Genomic DNA, 17,459 nt, shown 5'->3' on the forward strand with positions numbered 1-17,459 from the left:
TGTGAAGGAATGTAATTGGTGGTAATTGATCATGGATGGATATTGCAGAAGGTTCTTAATTACGTTAAATGATCTTCCGTTAAAGAGCGCGATTGTTGAATAAATAAATGTCTCTTTTCTTAATTTTACTAAAGGATCAGTTTAGTTGACTAGGTAAAATATGGAGAGTGGAAATGCTAAAAGAAAAAATTAAAAATTGTCATAAGAATTGTAGAGAAGAGAACTTTATTGGGATTGGCTTGACAAGAAAAGTATTCAGAATAATAATTTTCCGAATCTTTTTTAGCTGTTGTTTCGTACGTTAAAGTAGGAAAGGAAATGGAGGCTGGCAGAAATGGAAAAAACTAAAAAAATGATGGTCGGTATATCAGCAACAGCATTAACGTTAAGCTTAGCTGGCTGTGGCACATCTACAAGTAGCTTACCACCAAAGCCTACGGATCAAAGTTGTCGCGATTGGGACTGGTCAGAGGAGGATGGCGTATGGCAATGCGATGAAAGTAGTTCAGGCCATTACGGCGCATACTACTATGGGGGACGCTATTATAAAAATAAGTCTGCATTAAGTAGTAGCGCTGACTATACAAGTTATAAAAGTAGTGAGAGCTTTAAAGCGGTAAAATCGAGCTCAGGTTTTGGCAGTGGCTCAAAAAGTTTCGGGGGATAAGAGAGGCGGAAAAACATGAATGTGTATGTAAATTTTTTATCATATTTAGGCGTATCACTGAGCTTATTAATTATCGGGATGCTGTTATTTACGTTAAGCACGCCCAAAATTAAAGAGTTTCAATTGATTGCCAATAAAAATGTAGCAGCTGCAATGCTTTTAGGTGGTAAAGTGGTGGGGCTAGCAATTGTATTAGGGGCTGCTGCCGAGTATTCCATATCGTTAATAGATATGGCCGTTTGGGGCGCAATCGGAATTGTAGCGCAAGTAATTGTATTTTTCCTTGCAGAACTAATGACAATTCGTTTTAGTATTCAAAAAGCGATTGAAGAAGATAATCGAGCAGTCGGAACGATTTTATTATCGTTATCAGTAGCAGTTGGCTGGATTGTTGCGAAATGTTTATCTTACTGAGGTGGGGGTAGCTTTGAAGCAGTTAATTTATTATATCGATAAAGGAAATGGCCGTTTTGAGCCGTTTTATGAATATATGGCAACCAATGTAGGCTTCGATGAATTTTATGCACGACAGCTTTGTACATATTTTGTTATGCATGGTACACAATTTGAACTAATATCGAACGAAATGGAAGAAAATGTGGAAGTGCTCATACTAAAAGAGATAGGACGTAATTTATCTGGTGAAGACGAACAAAGCTTCCGTGGACGAGGCATCCATATCGAATTTAGAAGTCCAAATGAACGTGAAAATTACCGAGTGCTCTCACATATTCCTTGTGAGACTCATTTTGAAGTTATTCGTTATTTACTAAAGGATGTTGTAGATGTTCCTATAGTTGGACAAATGCTCGTTACTTCTACTGAAATTGACGAAGACCGTGGTGTATATGTGATTTATGTAACAGATTTGAAAGTGAGCTGAATGACTTCATGTATAAAAGCAATCGTCAACAGTTTTATTCACAAATAGAACAGTTTTGGGCAGATTTATATGATGAGGAATATGCACTTTATGATTTATATGAAGTAACAGAAGATGAAGTGGAAAAAATTCGATTAGCGACGGAACGCACCGGCAAAATTTATTTTAAAATCGCACATTTGTTGCGTAATGTACCAGATGAAATATTACTTGAAATGGGCTATCCAGAACAAACCCTTCATTTTCTTCGGTTAAAAATTTTAGAGGCTGAAAGTGTAATCGCGCGCTTTGATTTTATTCCATATAACGACAGCTACAAATGTATTGAAATAAATGCAGATACACCAACATTTATTAAAGAATTGTTTTTTGTTAATGAACGTATATGTCATGCGTTTGCTATGGAAAATCCAAATGCTAAAATGGAGCAACTTTTAAAAGATATGGTTAGGAAAAGTGTTGCTCAAAGTAAACCTTCACAAAAGGCACATATTGTCTTTACTGCGCATGAACAAAATATAGAAGACTATTATACAACGCTTTACTTAATGCAATTTATACCTGGAGCTAAATTTACACCGTTACATCAACTACAAATACAAAACGGAGTCGGATTGTTTGATGAGGATGGGAAGCAAATTGACGTTTTGTATCGTCAAACGTTTCCTATTGAAAATGTAATTCAAGATGAAGACGAAGCACAAAATCCAATCGGTTTATGGTTACTTGAGTTAGTTGAACAAAATTTGTTAATAATTATTAACCCACCTTCTGCGTTTTTGCTTCAAAATAAAGCGGTACAGGCTGTTATTTGGGGCTTACATGAGGAAAGCAATGTATTTTTTTCAGCTGAGGAGCATGAGTGGATTTCCGAGTATTTTTTACCAACATATTTAGAAGAAAATCCATTTATCGAAAAAGGCCTGCACTTTGTAAAAAAGCCTGTATTCGGTCGTGAAGGAAATACAGTTGAAATTTATGACAAGAGTGGACAGTTAATAAAAGAAGATGTACAAAAATCTTATAATCAGTATATAAAGGTGTATCAGCAATATATCGAGCAACCAAAAGTAACTTTCCAAAGCGAAAAGGGGGAACAAGTAGGGGAAATGTTAATTGGTAGCTTTTTAATTAGTGGGAAACCAGGTGCTATTGGATTGCGAGTAGGTGGGATGATTACAAACAATTTGTCGTATTACTTGCCCATAGGAATAAAAAGGACTATCTAAAAAGGGACAAGTTTGGGTTCTAAACTATTTATGAGATTGTGAAGGAATGTACTTAAAGTAATGGGGTGCTTTAGTGCAACAATAATTCCAAAGTGCCACTTTCCCCTGTTAAGTAGACAGTCTTAGGGGGCTATGCAGCCAGCGAGATTCCTTGATATGAATTGATTTAATCGCTTCTTTCAGCTCCTGATCCCTATCAAATCTTCTAATTCGTTTTCCCTGTGTATCCAGCTTTTATAATAGCTTGAACGGTGGACTCCTGCAATTTCAGTCAGCCAACTAGCTGGATATGTAACTTTCATATTTTCAATGATTCCATATTAACGCTTTTTTTGAAATTATTACTTTACTATATTGTAATCTCATTCTACGACTATTCTCTTAAAATGAATACGACTTCAAGGATATTCATGGACAAAAGAATTTGCTTAAGCAAGGGTTTTATCAATGAAAGGGTGGATAAAATGAAACAGTTTATGACGTTTATCGTTGCATTTTTGCTAACGATTCCTATGATATCCAACGCAAAAGCGGAGTCTAACCAAGCATTTTCAGATTTAAAAGGAAACAGTGCCGCCGAAGCAATTTTATATTTACATGACAAGCATATTATCAGTGGCTATCCAGATGGTACATTCAGGCCAAATGAACCTATAACGCGTGCACAGGCAGCGGCAATGTTATTGAAAGCACTTGATATAGAGGTAATTGAAAATCCTACCGTTCAGTTTAAAGATGTAACGACCAAATCGAACTATTATTCCATACTAGCGACAATCAATGAAAAAGGAATAATTCGTGGAGAAAATGGTTATATGCGACCAGGGGAAACAACCTCTCGCGCACAAATGGCTGCCATTTTACGGAGAGCGTTCAATATGCCTTTAGATAGTCAGCCAACTTTTACAGATGTATCTCCGGCACATTGGGCTTATTCAGATATTAATAGCATTGCTAAAAATCGGGTTGCAAGTGGTTATCCAGATGGTTCTTTCAAACCATCTAATATAGTTACACGTGCACATTTCTCCGCATTTTTAGCTCGTGCAATGGAAGATTCGATGAAAGTGAAGGCTTATAAATCCTTTGTTGGTGAAATCGGTTCAGAAATTGTCCGGGACGGATGGAAGTATACGATTAAAAACTACAAGCTAGTCAAAATAAATCAACAGACAAATGAAGAAATTGTCTTACTTTCAAGAGATAATTTTGAATATGTAGAAGGCCACTTTGAGGAGAGACTTGGAAGAGACTACCCGATTATTTTATATAATAATGATCTCTATATCCCATACCAAAGAGTTATTGGAATGATGTTTGAAATTCCTTCTTCATTTGGTTTGATGAAGACAACGATAGAAGGTGGAAAGTTTGAAGAAATTAAGCTTCCGTTTATGTCGTATAATATAAGAGAAAGAAACATGTATGTATGGAATGACAGAATCTACTATACAGTAGAAAAAGAACCACGTGATTTTGAGCCTTCCTATAAAGATATACCCAATGTAGATGATTCCTTATTTCTTTATTCCCTCAATTTAAGTGGAGGAGATTTAAAATTAGAATCCAAATTTAGTGCTCGATTCATTTTTGAGGATATTGGTGGAAAAATCGGTACATTCCCTTATACACAAAATCATAAATCCGTAGAGTATGAGCATTCAACCATCTACTATTTTAATAAAAAAGGGGTATTTAAATACAGCTTACTAGATAAGAAAACAGCTCAATTATCTAGCATTCAAGCAAAAGATATGATAGTAACAGATAAAGGACTAGAGATTATAGATGTACGAGATAAAAAACATATATTGAAAAAATAAAATGATTAAAGTATCCTCAGGGGTGCTTTTTTATTTTTTTCTGAAATACCATCCCTAACATATACCGTCTCTCCTGGTCTTAATGTATCTGCCGCTTCTGAATCATTTTCCACGGAGCTCCCACCAATTTTATCATTTCAATACGTATTCTCTTAGTGGTGATTGGTTCTCTAATTTGACACCCTTTAGAAAACATGAATTCAAAAATCGCTATTTCCATTGAGGAATGAGAGGATTGAAAGTGTTCAATCTCCCTACCTTGGGGTCTTAATTTTGGTAGTTGGGTTCTTACTCAGGTAGCCTTCTTCATGAGACCAACGAAAAAACGATTTCATAAAGCGGATACGATGTGCAAGACTGGTTGGTTTTAATTGCTTGCCGGATATAGCAAGATATTCCTTTAGTTGATTTGTATCTAGCAATTCCAGTTCTACATCTTTAAAATAACCAATTAGTAGCAATGACTGTAACTGGTATGCCTTCAACGTTTGCGAAGAAAAACCCTCTATTCGCTTATCAGCTTCAAACGAAGCCCATGCATTTGACAGTAACAATTCCATTCCCCCTAAAATAGTAATATATTAAAGGGGTTATTGGCAACTTAATAGAATTATAGACATAAGGAGTGTTTTTACTAACGGAGTAGTTTAGTTGAATAAGAAGATGAACACCAGAACTTCTAGTCGGGAGGTAATATAGTGGAAAGAAAATATAATTTGTGGTCTTTTCTTTTATGCTTGTTAGTAACTGCTCTTTCTTTACAGAATTTATATGCTTCTTATAACCACTCGTGGTCAGTTGCACCACCTGCTTCGGTTTTATGGTTGCTCACTTTTATTACTTTTTTTATGGGTATTTCGGGATTTAGAGACAAAAGCAACAGGGGAGCAAGATGGAGAAGTTGGCTGACTGTCTTAATTGCATTTCCACTTTCAGCAATTTTTCTATTAGGGATAGTAGTGAATACATTTGCAAGAGAACCCATTGCAACAACCCAATCACCCGATTCTAAAATGACAATCGACTTCTACACATTAAATGGTGGTGCAGCTACTTCTATTAGTGTAGTAGGAATAGTAGATGGTCCCCTTTGGTTTAAGAAGAATATCTACTCTGATGACAATATGCACAAGGCAGATGTGGCTTGGACAAGTAACGATATTATTATAATAAATAATCACACTTTGAACTTAGATAAAGGGGAAGCTTTTTCGGATTAATAATTCTTTTTACTAACGGGTGCTTAGTTAAAGATAATAGGTTGCTTAGGCAACTCTTTTTTCTTATTGAACTACCATGAAAATTAGTTTCTTCAAGAAAAGAAAAATGACAATACTTAAGAGGACCCAAATCGTTAAAAAAAGAGGAGAGCGTAAATAAGTCTATGGATTACGGTTAGTATCAGTATTGACACTACCTAACCATTTTCATTCTCTGTGGTGCAGCACTGATTTTGTGCTGCATGAATAGCTACCGGGGCAGTTTAGTTAAATAAGTAGATACGGTTAAATAAGAATATTATGGTGAGGTGATTGTATGGACATAGGTAGCGAATATTTAAAAATAGTTATTAAACGATTTAAGGAAGCGAAAGTGACCGCCGAAAAAGCAATAGAACAATTAACCGAGAGCGAATTATTTTGGGCTCCTAATGAAGAGTCCAATAGTGTCGCCATCATTGTGAAACATATGAGTGGTAATATGGTATCTCGGTGGACTGATTTCCTTATAACAGATGGAGAAAAACCTTTCCGAAATCGTGATGATGAATTTATGGGAGACATTCAAACCAAAGAACAGATGATGGAACTGTGGGAAATTGGCTGGAATACTTTTTTAAACGGATTGAAAAGTATTGAAGAAGAACAACTCTTAAAAACAATTACAATCAGAAATGAACCCCATTCAGTTATGCAAGCTATTGAACGCCAAATGTACCACTATTCTTATCATATTGGACAAATCATTTATGTAGCAAAATTTTTAAAATCAAGTGATTGGAAAACATTAACTATACCTCGAAAAAAATAAATAAATGATGCTTCTTCAACTACCATGAAAATTAGTTTCTTCAAGAAAAGAAAAATGACAATACTTAAGAAGACCCCTACTTAATCGTTAAAAAAAAGAGGAGAGCATCAGGTTTGTTGGGTAACTGTACTTAATGAAACATGAAAACCAAGTTGCTATAGGTTAAGAAAAGTAATGATTAGGAGGTGTGCAAAATAGATAAATTTACGAAATGGTTTATAGCTTCATTTATATTGGGGATTGTAGGGCTAATAGCAGTATTTTTCGTGGAAGATATTGCAAGAGTGACTGGTGAAAAGAGTCGAAGCATATTGTTAGCTGGCACTATAACGATATTCATTTTAATTCTATCTTCGTTATTTAGTATTGTTAAAGCTAATTCAAATAGAATCAAAAGGGAATTAGTTGTCTCAGCATTTGTTGCCATAATTCCTTTAACAGCTTTAATAATAAATGGGTTAATTTTCATAGTCTATTTTGTAGGAAAATAAAGGGTCTATTGTGAAGAAATGATCTTAAAGTAATTTATTATTGATTTGTTCTACTGAACAATCGCTTGAGTTCGCACAGCATTAACAGAATTAAAATAGTACCTTCTCTAACTAACGAGTGCTTTACTTGAAGATCATTGAGCTGCTGGACAGCTCTTTTTTTCTTATTGTACTAACGCAGCAGGTTAGTTCAAGAAGAAATATATAATTGGGAGGGAAGAAAAATGATTTGGGGAAATATATTACTATGGATTGTTGGTTTATTTATTTTGTACGTAGTAATTTTTGCAGCAGTAAAGGATGCCATTGATAAGTCAGAGGTAGGTCAAATAGTAATAAAGAAGTATGGAGTTAAAGAGGAGATAGTAACGATTAGTGATAAAGAAATTGAAAAGGAATTAGAAGACGATGAAAGAAGGTAAAATGCGTAAAGATTTGTTGATTAAAGACGGCTGTCGAGATTCATTTTTGTACAGTGTCTTGGAACACGAATGGAAACATTAATAAATATAAACTTTCTTCAGCTAACTGGTGCGTTACTTGAAGATTAATGAACTGCATAGACGGCTCTTTTCTCTTGTTAAACTAACGAAGCAGATTAGTTAAAGAAGGGTTTTTACAGAAGGACTAGGAATTACATATTTTGCTGTGTCTAAAAAAAATTGATGGTGTCAGTAAACAAAAATTATAGATATCAAAGGGGTTCATAGGGTGAGATTTCTAATAATGACAGTAGGGACAACACATAGTGGAAAAACTACATTTGCTAACCTTTTAGAGAAAAGATTAATAAATTCAGTTGTTATTGACCAAGATGTACAAGGAGAATTTTTAGAGAAACATTATCCATCTTTATTACCAGAAAAAGGACCCAAAATTTTAAAATTTGCTCTTTCACAAACAGTAGTAGAATTTGCTATTCACAAAACCGATAATCATTTTATTTTATGTAATTCTAATCGACAAAAACAACCTCGATTAAATTTGATAGAAAAATTTAAAAAAGAAGGTTTTCAAACCCTTATTGTAAATTTTGATTTACCACTAGATATATTAAAAGACCGTATTAAAAATAGTCATCGAGATACAACAATCCTTAGAAATGTTTCAAACTATGATGAAGTATTAGATATTCAGCTAAAGCAAACAAAAATAGAAGGTTTTACTCCTCCCACTGAAGATGAAGTGAACCACCTATTCACTATTACTAATGAAACTGATGTTAAAACAGTTATTGAAAAAATCATTAATTTGGTTTAAGTGAAAGAGATAAGAGGCTGTTATTATATATTTGTTTCCATAATACTTCTTCAATTTTATGAATAATTTGAAATAATTAGTTTCGATGAAAAAAGGGAAATTGGCAAGGACTAATTACTCTACCTAACAAAAGACTAAGTATCATATTTGTTATTGAAGAGGGCAAACTCAAAAGCTTAGGAGGGATTACCATTCCTTGACGTTCGTTATTGTAACAAATCACCTTGTAAATTGAACAATTATATTTCTTTTCAAAGTAATTGGTTGGCGTGCGGTTCAAGTACGAATCGTTCAGGAAATTAAAGAACCAATTGCCGATTAAAGATCGGCAATTGGTTAATAGATTGAATTGGTTTCTTCTGTCTCCATAGCATTTGATGGCAATAAATGGATAATCCCTAGTGAAAAGAGAAAAAAGGTTTTCATCTTTATCCCACCCTCAAAAGATAATCAATAGCAAAATTAGGTAGAATTTTATTATAAAGATTAACTTTTCATTCTTAAATAACGTCGGAACTATCTGTATTTTTGACACCTACATCAAACTTTGAAACTGTTTTTTCAAGTTCTTCCGCCATTTTATTAAGCCTTAAAACGGCATAAAGGATATCTTGATTGAAGTTTTCTTGCTCAATTGTTCGGTCGGCCACACCTTCTGTTGCCTTTGCAGCCTTATGTGCAAGCATCGTCGTTTCCATAATTCCTGCTGTGATTTCCTCCGAGAATGCTGACATTTCTTCTGAAGTTACAGAGACTTGCTTTGTATGAGATACTACGCCCTGAATAGAATGGAGAATACTTTCAAATGATTTTCCAGCTTCCTCAACAGCTTGAATACCGTTTTCTACATTTCCTGTTACAACATTCATTGTATGTACTGTTAAATTCGTATCCACATTTATTTTAGAAATCAAATCCGATATGCTATTTGCTGATTTTTCCGATTGCTCAGCTAGCTTTCTCACTTCCTCAGCTACTACAGCAAAGCCCTTTCCAGATTCGCCTGCTCTAGCCGCTTCAATCGCAGCATTTAACGCAAGTAGATTCGTTTGTGTAGCAATGTCACGAATGATATTAATAATAAGCGAAACTTCGTTTGATTGATTCTCGAGTTTTTTAATTGCATTTGCCGATAATTGAACAGATTGACGAATAACATTCATTTGATGAATCACTTTTTCAATGCTACTATTTCCAAGCTCTACATTTTGTAAGCTAATCGATGATAATTGAGATACATTTGAAGAAGCTTCAGCAATTTGTTGAATGCCCTCTGACATTTGCTCTAATGTAACAGAGCTTTCCTCCGAGCTTTTATACTGTGCATGAGCTCCTGCCGTTACTTCCTGAACGGACGCAGAAATCTGGCTAATTGCTTCACTTGCCTTCTCGCTACTTTTAGCAACTGAATTGGTCGTGTCAATTAACTGCTTGGACCCAACATTAATGCCAAGAATGATATTTTGTAAATCTAATACCATCTGTTGAAATGCTTGTGTTAGAAGTCCAATTTCATCCTTTCGACCAGTTTCTATCACGACAGTTAAATCACCATTACCAATTTTTCTTACTTGTGATGTTAATTTTCGTATAGGCTTCGTTAAATAATCTGTGAAGAAATAAACAATGCAGATTCCTAATAATAAGACAATCAGTGTAATAGTAATAATTTTAATTTGATTGGCATCCATGGCTTCATAAACTTCTGTGGCATCCAAATCTGCCCCCAATAATCCAATCACATCTCCAGCCTTATTTTTTATCGGAGCATAAATAGCTAGTATAGCACCATATTCTTCATCATTTGATAACTGAAATTGTACTTTCCCAGTTTCAAATACTTGTTTCATCTTAGGATAGGATTCTGGTGATTCCTCTTGAACGCCAATCGTTGAACCCTCACTTGGCGTACTATCTACCATATAGTAGTATTCGTAGTCCTCACCCTTCTTCACACGAGACATCGTATACAAACTAGATACCTCATAAAACTCTTTAACAGAGCCTAGTTCTTTTTGTAATTCTTGATAATACCCTTCCTTTTTAGCATCAATTTCTAAATTTTGATATCCTTTATCATCTATCTTAGAGATTGCATGATCAATCATAGCTAAATTTTGTTGACCAACAGTCTCTTTCACTAGATCTAACGATGAACGATAAACAAAAAAGCTAATCAGAAAACACGAAATAACAAGTAAAATTGAAAAAACCATTAACATTTTAATCTTTAAGCTACTTCTCATCGATGAACTCCCTTTAATCATTTTAATATTCCATTTCCTGCCACGGAAATATCCCGCAATTTTAAGAATATCAGGAGTTATAAATTTTGCAATATTTTCCTGAGTATAATGTTGGTATTTCTAAAATATTATTTTACTTGTTCATTTATAATAAAGTTTGATTTAAAATCATCTCTCCTATATAGATTTCTACGAGGTGAGGTGAGATGATCTATTTCATTGGATATTTATGTTAATATCACTATAAAGATTGTGAAGAAATGTACTTAAACTAATGAAGCAGTTTAGTTGAATAAGCCAGCAAAAAAAAAGTATCTAAGAATAACTAATAAAATATGTGTAACGTTAGGGTAAATCTACTGCATGGATGGCTAAAGGGTGCTTTACTTCAAGAAGGAGTAAAGCCTGTTCCCTTATTCAACTAAAGCAGCAGGTTAGTGAAAGAGGAAATAAATAACGAGAATAGAATATAAACATTGAGGATTAGGATTCTTATCAATTAATAAACATTAAATTACTTTAGGGGAGTGAGTGACATTAATATTAATCAAAATGTAAAAACGTCGGGTGCTTACGTTTTATATCGGGGGCTGTTTATTTTTCAGGTTGGTCCTATAGAAGAGGCAGATAACCTTGGAGTAGTTAGACTTGGTGGGCATAAAGAATTTGAAGAAACCGCATTAGAGACAGCTAGGCGTGAAGTTTTTGAAGAGGCTTCAATGAAAATAACTCCAATAAATTCTCCAATAACTTTTCATATGAGTGAGTGGGGAAATAAACCTTCCATAATACGGTTAGGCGAGGAAATAGCTCCAATTTTAGTTAAAGGAAATGAGCAGGAATCTTTATCAATAATGTATCTTTCCTACTCTGAAAATGAACCAAATCCCTCTTCAGAAACTAATGGACTTCTACTACTAACTCCAGAAGATGTTCATTTTATCTGTAATAATAAAATTACTTTAAATGATTTTATTAAACAAAATGGAAAAGCGATACTAAAAGGAAATATAAATAGAGATTTATTTTTAATACCTTTTCCTCAACTATTATTTCTTTCAAAATTGTTAAAAGAACATCCAGATTTATTCATCATAAAATAATGAACAAAACGGTATAAAATGGGAGGAAGTAAATGTATATTGTACTTATCGGTTTTTTTTATACTTTTTCTTATATCAACAACCACGGGGCTTCTTATGATGTTTAAGCTGATAAAGAAAAATAAATATAACGATGTAACTGGAACTCTTGCTTTGGGGACAGGAATTGCTAAAGGGTGCGTTTTTACAATATTGGAGACGCTTTTTCACTAACGAGGTGCTTTAGTGAAAAATCATGGCTGTGTTTGTCATAGCCTTTTCATATTGTGCTAACGCAGCTGGTTATTTGAACAAGGATATTGTATTTTGAAACAAATAACATTTCAATGCTTTGGGGGCTTATATAAGATGAATCAAGTATTAGCAAATATTATTTATTTTGTATTCACAATATTTATTTTTAGTACATTATGGAGATTTATGGGTGTATTGTGGAATACTTATGTACCTTGGAATGTTAAAACTGACCTATTAACAATTTTTGTTGTAACTCCAATACTAATAGTTGTTTCGTTTATTTTGTCGAGTTTGTCTTTTAAAGTCATAAGAAGTTCTAATTAATATTAGAGTTTTAAAAGTCCTTATTGCAGTAAAGGGTGCTTTAGTTAAACAAGTAGTTGCTGTAAGGGTAGCTTTTTCTTATTGAACTAACGCAGCAGAATAGTACAACAAGGTTAATGGTTATTTGAGGTGAAATGTATAAAAAATGATTGTTTAATTTATATAAAATCAACCGGAAACCATGTTAATTTATTAATAACTTTTAAGTAGGGAGGGAAAATGTATGAAACTAAGATTAACTTTAGGGATAATTTTGACTTTGACCCTAATAGGATGCTCTAATATTACTCAGAGTGTATCGGAATATCCAGCCTCTTCATTAAATCAAGATCAACAAACATCAGATAAAAAGAATTATACCAAAGATGACGCAATAGCAACATTTAAGAAGAACAAAGACTATAGTAACTATGAAATATCTGATTATGTATTAGTGAAAGATGATAAATTACCAATGTTAAAGGCGGTTATTTCTTTTTACGATAATATAGAGAATAATAGTTGCAATCTTGCTTTTATTTACGGAGATACGATTCAAAGAGTAGGTTTTGCAGTAAATGAAGTAGATGGTGTAAAAACTTACGAAATTGCTGATAATAGTCGGTTAACATATGTCGGGGATGGTGCGGTAACAACATCAATTCGTAAAATAGAAACGAATGAAATAATAGACTATAAAATTACCTTCTCATATGATGAGTCAACATCAACAACTAATTTTAAGGTTGTAGCGGAGAAACCAACAAAATGAGTGAAATGGACTTAAACTAACGGATGCTTAACTTCAAGAAGGAGTGAAGCCTTTTTTCTTATTAAACTAACGCAGCAGGTTAGTTGAAGAAAGATTGCGTGTAATTTCGAACTTTTACGAACCGTTTTCGTTCATATAACAAGTATGTTCACCCCTCTCGTGTAAATAATAATACGATGTCATCGGAATAGAGCTTGTGCGATTGTATTATAAATGTAAGCGTCAAATAGCCCCCACCTTACTATAGATGGGGGCTTGTTGTATCATTTTGATAACTTATTAAAGACGATACACGTAATAGGTAATGTTGTTGACCAATGCATCAATTTGTCAGAGGCATTTACGTCTGTCGGTTAGTATTGGAGAAAAGCAAACGCCATCTGTCTGAGTATCGCAGTAACCCCCAAAAGTAACGGTTTGGATTTCTACGAATTCCTGAAGAAACTTTTTACGGATCTAAGCGGAATATAGTAAAAAAATGAAGTAAGCCGTGTATTCGATTTAAAAAAAGGTGCGCTTATTTTTTATAATTCGGGCTTACATCATTTTAGCTCATTGCCGCTTCTTCGTTTTCTTATTATTAAGTCTCTCTGCCGGTGTCAAGGGTTTGTTTGCAAGTTCATGATCAAACTCTCTTGATAAATTCTTCCTAGCCGCTTGCTCATCACTAGCGTTACCACTTAAATTGTTCTTCGGGCTGTTGCTCACTATATACACCTCCATGATTTTAGTTTGCCATGTGGTGTCCTTAGTATGCATTTTTGTTAAATCTTACGGTAATTGTTTTGTAATTGATATCTCTTCGAATGTGGTTACTAGGTTCTCTCCTTCGCAGCAGGTTAGTTTAAGAAGGAAATAATGAATGAAATGAAGAATGTTACAAGACAAGAGGTGTTTTTATGTTTAAAAACGGTGATATTAGAAAAATTACTTGTGCTTATATGTGGAGTTTTCTTTGTAGCACATCTAAAAATAGAAAACACTAAAACTGAATATGAAAAGAGGGTGACTAGTTATCTGGTGGATGAAAAGGGATATGAAAAGAAAGATATAAAATCTGTTGATGGAATATATGGAGTAAAATTGCCGCCATATTATGTAGTAGTAGTTTTTGAAGATGAACCTTATGTTAAATATATCTATTATGCACATGATGGGGTCAACCAAATTGAGTATATTCTCAAAGAAGAGGCGATAAAGATTAATATTAATAAATCCGAATTAAAAAATTATGATCCTTTAAACGAAATTGATAAATATATCATTGAATAATTACATATACCCTTATTCAACTAACGAGTGCTTTAGTTAAAGATTCGGTTTCCGAAATAATTAATTTTTATTACAAAAAGCCCTTACAGGTATGAAAAATAGCCCCTTTTTGATCAATCCTTGTTCAAAATAGGGGCTATGATTTTCTATTAGAATCAGCATTTGTAGCTATGTCTTAATCAATCTATATTCCAGACCAAAACTTCTTTGTTAGAATTAGCAAGGAACAAAGCGTAGAAGAGGATGTAGTGCCTGAAATTGTATCTTCTTTCGGACGCTAACAAAATTAATAGAAAAGCAGCCATTTTTTTATTTTTAAAGCAAGCGTACTTTTTCCTTAAACGATTAGGGGAGCGAGCGAAGGTCAATCAATGGCAACCGGATTACCGAAAAAAGCGTGGATAGAAGTGAATGAGTCACTTCTATCCACGCTAGACTTTCAGTAATGGTCAATCCATTCGCTTTGTCCAAAGCGAACCGATTACGATCAATTGAAGACCAAGGAGCTTACGCTTTTTTTTATGGGTTTGGACTTGTATTTTCATCGGATGAACCGTCTGGATTGGTCGTGTCTACTGGCGGTGTTTCATTTTCACCACCATCTGGATTACCGCCGTTTCCGTCACCATTTCCATTTCCATTGTTGTTTCCATTTCCATTCCCATTTTCATTTCCATTTCCATTGTTATTCCCGTTCCCGTTGTTGCCGTCAGCTGGATTTTCACCCTGCTCGGGATCTATTGGTTCCATTATTTCCAGGTCCTCTTCTACAAATCCTTCTAGTGTGAGGGAGATAGAGGCTGGTTCACTTCGAACATCATCAGAAACTGCTACTACAGAGAATACATACGTACTTCCTGGTATTAGGCTTTGAACTATTAAGCCATTTTGATTTGTAGTTTGAAGTACTTCGTTTGGACCGTTGTCAATTGCGACAGATACCTCGAATTGTACATCTACCTCTTGATCTTTCGGTTGTTCAAAGTCCCAAGATAACGTTGCAGAAGATGTTATCTCATCAAAATCAACCTTTAAGTTGGAAGGAGTATTAAGCTCTAACTGTTTATAATGTTCCGAAACCACTGTAGGCTCTGTTCCTTTCACAAATAACTCGGTAGCTTTTAATTCATCAGGTGTGTATTCACTTGCCAACTGAAGTGGACTTGTTCCTTTTTCAATCGTAGCTTCTACTACTGAATTCGGTTTACTAAATCTTTCGGTTGACTTTCCGTTTGAAATATTTGACATGACTTCCTTAAATATAGTTTGCGGTAAATATCGTTCTTCATTAGTCGTCATTGGTGTTTTTAGTTCAGGATATCCAGACCAAACTGTAATAGAATAGTTAGTTGAATAACCAGCGAACCAAACATCTGGGAATGCACTATCTGGTAGATTCCATTCGTCCATTTGTTGCGAGCTGTAGTTAGATGTACCGGATTTTCCTGCTACATCCAATCCGCTTATGGCTGCCCGTTTCGCTGTACCTTTTGTTAATACATCACGTAGCACATCTGTCACTATATAAGCAGTGGAGTCCTTCATCACCGGTTTTGTTTTATGGTCATATTTCTTTTCAGTTTTCCCATCTCGATAGACAATTTTATTGATTGCGTATGGTTCGGTATGAATACCATTATTACCAAATGCAGCATATGCACCTGCCATTTGAATAGGTGACATTGATTTAGAAGTACCACCAATTGCTGAACTTTCTGTTACATTTCCAATATCAATGCCAAATCGATTAATAAATTCTTTGGCATCTTTCGTTCCGACTTCTTGCAATGTTTTAACAGCTGGTACATTTCGAGAGTTGTATAGAGCTTCCCGCATAGTCATGCTTCCTTTATATTTTCCATCGAAGTTTCGAACAACTTGGTCTGTACCAGTATAAGTAATTTTCTCATCTACAATGGTATGGCCAGTAGACCAATCTAAAAATTCAACTGCAGGACCATAATCGATTAAAGGTTTAATCGTGGAGCCTGGAGAGCGAGTCTTCATATCTTGAGCGAAGTTAAAACCACGATCTGCTCCGTAATTTCTCCCACCACCAACTGCAGCGATAGCGCCTGTTTTTGTATCTATTACTGCTACAGCTGACTGAATATCCTCTGTAGGGAACATATCTGAGTTTAGAGTTTTTTCTACTTGCTCTTGTGCATTTGGGTCTAGTGTTGTATGAATTGTAATTCCTTCTGAAATGGCGTCTCCATCTCCATTTTTCTCTAACTCATCTAATACAATATCAATAAAAGCATCATATTTCGAACCTTGTTTAGCAACACGTTGATCTTCCGGTAGTAGAGAATCTTCTACTGGGATTGCTTGTGCTGCTTTCATTTCTTCATCCGTAATTTTGCCATGTAAGTTCATTAAGTGAAGAACAATGTCTTTTCTTTTCTCAGCAAGATCGGGATTTTTAAAAGGATTGTAGTTGTTCGGACTTTGTGGCATACCTGCTAATACAGCCATTTCATGTAATTCTAAGTCCTTTAAATCTTTTCCATAAAAATATTGTGAAGCCGTTCCGAAGCCGTAAATTCTTCCAGACATTAATACTTTATTAAAGTACATTTCAAATATTTCTTCTTTTTCATATTTACGTTCTAGTTGAACGGCAAGGTATGCTTCTTGTGCTTTACGTTTTAATGTTTTTTCATTCGTTAGGAACGAGTTTTTAATCACTTGCTGTGTTAATGTACTTGCCCCTTGAGAACCAAATCCGCTAGTGAAGTTTGCCAGTACAGCTTTTCCTAAGCGTAAGAAATCAACACCTCCATGCTCATAGAAACGGGCGTCTTCCGTAGAAAGGATTGCATCTTCCATCATTTGGGGGATTTCATCGTAAGTCACATATTCACGACTTTCACTACCAACTGTCGCAAATTCCTCTCCATTTGCATCGAGTAATTTAGGACTTATTGGATCTTTCAATAATTGTTCATCTAGTTCTGGTGCAGTGCTAGCATAATACGCAAAGAGGGAACCACCTGCAATGGCGACTATTACTCCTAATAGGATGAGTGAAATAAATATACGTTTTACCCATAATTTTATTGGTTTTTTTGGTTGATTCTTTCGTTGTAATTGTTTTCTTCGTTGTTCACGAGTTGTTTTTTGCTCACTCATAAACGTC

Annotated in this window: 16 protein-coding genes; 12 read left to right on the forward strand and 4 right to left on the reverse strand. The window is 34.5% G+C overall.

The genetic code is table 11. The features are described from left to right. Nucleotides 1–334: 334 nt before the first annotated feature. The 5 genes from MHB48_RS07650 (at nt 335) to MHB48_RS07670 (ending at nt 4,602) form a co-directional block, all read left to right on the forward strand. A complete protein-coding gene (locus MHB48_RS07650) occupies nt 335–667 on the forward strand; it encodes an aminotransferase yhxA (protein ID WP_342600887.1) in 333 nt (110 codons plus the stop codon). Nucleotides 668–682: 15 nt separating this feature from the next. After that, nucleotides 683–1,081, forward strand: coding sequence for a DUF350 domain-containing protein (locus MHB48_RS07655; RefSeq protein WP_342600888.1), 399 nt, complete (start codon nt 683–685; stop codon nt 1,079–1,081). Nucleotides 1,082–1,094: 13 nt separating this feature from the next. Beyond that, nucleotides 1,095–1,550: an RNA helicase gene (locus MHB48_RS07660; protein ID WP_342600889.1), complete on the forward strand. Its 456-nt coding sequence runs from the start codon at nt 1,095–1,097 to the stop codon at nt 1,548–1,550. 8 nt (nt 1,551–1,558) lie between these two features. Next, nucleotides 1,559–2,779 carry a glutathionylspermidine synthase family protein gene (locus tag MHB48_RS07665; protein WP_342600890.1) on the forward strand — a complete coding sequence of 407 codons (1,221 nt, stop codon included), beginning with the start codon at nt 1,559–1,561 and terminating at the stop codon, nt 2,777–2,779. Between the two features lie 464 nt (nt 2,780–3,243). Further along, nucleotides 3,244–4,602 (forward strand): S-layer homology domain-containing protein, encoded by a 1,359-nt coding sequence (locus MHB48_RS07670; RefSeq protein ID WP_342600891.1) that lies wholly within the window; start codon nt 3,244–3,246, stop codon nt 4,600–4,602. A 254-nt stretch (nt 4,603–4,856) separates the two neighbouring features. On the opposite strand, the gene MHB48_RS07675 is transcribed toward MHB48_RS07670, so the two are convergent. Further along, nucleotides 4,857–5,162 (reverse strand): site-specific integrase, encoded by a 306-nt coding sequence (locus MHB48_RS07675; protein WP_342600892.1) that lies wholly within the window; start codon nt 5,160–5,162, stop codon nt 4,857–4,859. A gap of 138 nt (nt 5,163–5,300) precedes the next feature. Here MHB48_RS07675 and MHB48_RS07680 point away from each other — a divergent pair, with 138 nt between their 5' ends. The 4 genes from MHB48_RS07680 to MHB48_RS07695 all read left to right on the forward strand — a co-directional run bounded on the left by MHB48_RS07680 (nt 5,301) and on the right by MHB48_RS07695 (nt 8,384). Further along, entirely contained in the window at nt 5,301–5,822 is a 522-nt protein-coding gene (locus tag MHB48_RS07680) for a DUF5412 family protein (protein ID WP_342600893.1), read from the forward strand. 316 nt (nt 5,823–6,138) lie between these two features. Beyond that, nucleotides 6,139–6,633 carry a DUF1572 family protein gene (locus MHB48_RS07685; RefSeq protein WP_342600894.1) on the forward strand — a complete coding sequence of 165 codons (495 nt, stop codon included), beginning with the start codon at nt 6,139–6,141 and terminating at the stop codon, nt 6,631–6,633. A 715-nt stretch (nt 6,634–7,348) separates the two neighbouring features. Further along, nucleotides 7,349–7,546 (forward strand): hypothetical protein, encoded by a 198-nt coding sequence (locus MHB48_RS07690; RefSeq protein WP_342600895.1) that lies wholly within the window; start codon nt 7,349–7,351, stop codon nt 7,544–7,546. Between the two features lie 304 nt (nt 7,547–7,850). Continuing rightward, entirely contained in the window at nt 7,851–8,384 is a 534-nt protein-coding gene (locus tag MHB48_RS07695) for an AAA family ATPase (RefSeq protein ID WP_342600896.1), read from the forward strand. A gap of 500 nt (nt 8,385–8,884) precedes the next feature. Here the strand turns inward: MHB48_RS07695 and MHB48_RS07700 are convergent, their stop codons facing one another. Further along, nucleotides 8,885–10,630: a methyl-accepting chemotaxis protein gene (locus MHB48_RS07700; RefSeq protein WP_342600897.1), complete on the reverse strand. Its 1,746-nt coding sequence runs from the start codon at nt 10,628–10,630 to the stop codon at nt 8,885–8,887. Nucleotides 10,631–11,157: 527 nt separating this feature from the next. Here MHB48_RS07700 and MHB48_RS07705 point away from each other — a divergent pair. Both MHB48_RS07705 and MHB48_RS07710 read left to right on the forward strand, forming a co-directional pair. Beyond that, nucleotides 11,158–11,733, forward strand: a complete 576-nt coding sequence (locus MHB48_RS07705; protein WP_342600898.1) for an NUDIX hydrolase — start codon at nt 11,158–11,160, stop codon at nt 11,731–11,733. A 784-nt stretch (nt 11,734–12,517) separates the two neighbouring features. Then, nucleotides 12,518–13,045, forward strand: coding sequence for a hypothetical protein (locus MHB48_RS07710; protein ID WP_342600899.1), 528 nt, complete (start codon nt 12,518–12,520; stop codon nt 13,043–13,045). 552 nt (nt 13,046–13,597) lie between these two features. On the opposite strand, the gene sspO is transcribed toward MHB48_RS07710, so the two are convergent. Further along, entirely contained in the window at nt 13,598–13,753 is a 156-nt protein-coding gene (sspO, locus tag MHB48_RS07715; RefSeq protein WP_342600900.1) for a small acid-soluble spore protein O, read from the reverse strand. Nucleotides 13,754–13,903: 150 nt separating this feature from the next. Between sspO and MHB48_RS07720 the strand changes: the two genes are divergently transcribed. Beyond that, entirely contained in the window at nt 13,904–14,317 is a 414-nt protein-coding gene (locus tag MHB48_RS07720) for a DUF3139 domain-containing protein (protein WP_342600901.1), read from the forward strand. Between the two features lie 519 nt (nt 14,318–14,836). Here the strand turns inward: MHB48_RS07720 and MHB48_RS07725 are convergent. Continuing rightward, nucleotides 14,837–17,452, reverse strand: coding sequence for a PBP1A family penicillin-binding protein (locus MHB48_RS07725; RefSeq protein WP_342600902.1), 2,616 nt, complete (start codon nt 17,450–17,452; stop codon nt 14,837–14,839). Nucleotides 17,453–17,459: the final 7 nt, after the last annotated feature.

The sequence above is a fragment of the Psychrobacillus sp. FSL H8-0483 genome (assembly GCF_038637725.1).
Lineage (GTDB): Bacteria > Bacillota > Bacilli > Bacillales_A > Planococcaceae > Psychrobacillus.

Excerpts from the sequence above, each read along its gene's own strand:
- MHB48_RS07650 (WP_342600887.1), top strand. The coding sequence starts at position 335 with ATGGAAAAAACTAAAAAAATGATGGTCGGTATATCAGCAACAGCATTA.
- MHB48_RS07655 (WP_342600888.1), top strand. The coding sequence starts at position 683 with ATGAATGTGTATGTAAATTTTTTATCATATTTAGGCGTATCACTGAGC.
- MHB48_RS07665 (WP_342600890.1), top strand. The coding sequence starts at position 1,559 with ATGTATAAAAGCAATCGTCAACAGTTTTATTCACAAATAGAACAGTTT.
- MHB48_RS07670 (WP_342600891.1), top strand. The coding sequence starts at position 3,244 with ATGAAACAGTTTATGACGTTTATCGTTGCATTTTTGCTAACGATTCCT.
- MHB48_RS07675 (WP_342600892.1), bottom strand. The coding sequence starts at position 5,162 with ATGGAATTGTTACTGTCAAATGCATGGGCTTCGTTTGAAGCTGATAAG.
- MHB48_RS07685 (WP_342600894.1), top strand. The coding sequence starts at position 6,139 with ATGGACATAGGTAGCGAATATTTAAAAATAGTTATTAAACGATTTAAG.
- MHB48_RS07690 (WP_342600895.1), top strand. The coding sequence starts at position 7,349 with ATGATTTGGGGAAATATATTACTATGGATTGTTGGTTTATTTATTTTG.
- MHB48_RS07695 (WP_342600896.1), top strand. The coding sequence starts at position 7,851 with ATGACAGTAGGGACAACACATAGTGGAAAAACTACATTTGCTAACCTT.
- MHB48_RS07700 (WP_342600897.1), bottom strand. The coding sequence starts at position 10,630 with ATGAGAAGTAGCTTAAAGATTAAAATGTTAATGGTTTTTTCAATTTTA.
- MHB48_RS07710 (WP_342600899.1), top strand. The coding sequence starts at position 12,518 with ATGAAACTAAGATTAACTTTAGGGATAATTTTGACTTTGACCCTAATA.
- MHB48_RS07720 (WP_342600901.1), top strand. The coding sequence starts at position 13,904 with ATGAATGAAATGAAGAATGTTACAAGACAAGAGGTGTTTTTATGTTTA.
- MHB48_RS07725 (WP_342600902.1), bottom strand. The coding sequence starts at position 17,452 with ATGAGTGAGCAAAAAACAACTCGTGAACAACGAAGAAAACAATTACAA.